Below are 1,267 nucleotides of genomic sequence, written 5' to 3'. Positions count from 1 at the left end.
TGATAGGGGTCCCGGTTGTTCCACCGTTCTTATGTGAAAAGGAGCGGATTGTTGATGTCGTTCCAGAGTACTTCGTAGGCGTCCGGGCTCATATAGCCGGTGTAGCTGTGCCGGCGTTTGCCGTTGTAGAAATCGAGCCAACCATTCATTGCCGTCACTAGTTCGATGACCGTCTGCCAGGTCCGTTTCCGGTCCAGCAGCTCCGTCTGCATGCGCCCCCAGAAAGTTTCCATGGCCGCGTTGTCGTAGCAGTCACCCACGCTTCCCAGCGAGGCGGTGAGTTTCCAGTGGCGCAGGTTTTCGCTGAATCCCCAGGATGTGAAATTGGTGCCGTGATCCGAATGCATGACCGTGGCTCCGTCGCGTTCACGGCTGTGGTGGGCCTGGCTGACCGCCCGGCTCACCAACGCCGTGTCGTTGATTGTAGAGAAAGAACGGCCCACAGCTGTCCGGGCGAAGCAATCGAGCACCACGCAGCAATAGACCTTTCCCTCCCGGGTCGGATGCTCGGTGACGTCGGTCAGCCACAGTCGGTTGGGGCCGTCGGTCGTGAAGACCCTCTTGACCAGATCCGCGTCCACGCGTTTGTCTGCCAGCGGATTGCGGAAAATCTTGATGCGCGGGACCCCGGCAATTCGTTGCTCCCGCATGACAGCCTTGATGAGCTTGCGGTTGACGATCATTTCGTACTCATCCAGGAGCTCGGCACGGATCCGGCGCCAACCGTAGGTCCCGCCGGACTGCCCGTGAATCATGACGACATAGTCGGCCACGATGCGTCGTCTGATGGCCCGGATGGAGAGCTCGCAGCGAAGGTGCTTAATGTACGTCGAACGGTTCAGCGCGACGGTGCAGCAGGCACGCCTGGCGGAGAAGCCCTGGGCTACGAGCCCGTCGACGATCGCGAACTTCCTTTTGGGGGCACCACCACTTGCTCGTCGTAGAGGGCGCTGGCAGCCTTCACGATGGCCAGCTCGTCCTCAAGCTGCCGGATCCTTTTCGCAGCTGACTGCAGGTCCGGGGCCTGCGTGCTCGGCGTTCCCGCCGTCAGTCCCGCATCCACCAGAGCCTGGTGCTTCCACCGGTAAAGAGTGCCCAAGCAGATCCCGGATTCGGCATGAACCGCCAGGACAGCTTCCCCCTGGCGCATACGCTCGCTCAGTCCACGACGGACAGATGCAGGATATTCAAAAGGCATTTCATGACCTCCTCGAAGTCACTATCCACCTCTCACATATAGCCGGTCCACCAAGAGGGACCCGGAGCA

Annotated in this window: 2 protein-coding genes; both read right to left on the bottom strand. The window is 60.5% G+C overall.

The annotated features are described in order from the left end of the window. Positions 1-29: 29 nt before the first annotated feature. Complete coding sequence (locus RCH15_RS19045) at positions 30-902, bottom strand: IS3 family transposase (RefSeq protein WP_326962216.1); 873 nt, start codon at positions 900-902, stop codon at positions 30-32. Beyond that, on the bottom strand, positions 884-1,198 hold the full coding sequence (locus RCH15_RS19040) for a transposase (RefSeq protein ID WP_326962215.1): 315 nt from the start codon (positions 1,196-1,198) through the stop codon (positions 884-886). Before RCH15_RS19040 ends, RCH15_RS19045 begins: the two co-directional genes overlap by 19 nt. Positions 1,199-1,267 lie beyond the last annotated feature (69 nt).

It is taken from the genome of Arthrobacter sp. MP_M4 (assembly GCF_035984855.1).
Lineage (GTDB): Bacteria > Actinomycetota > Actinomycetes > Actinomycetales > Micrococcaceae > Arthrobacter.
This window is presented reverse-complemented; position numbering and strand designations above follow the sequence as displayed.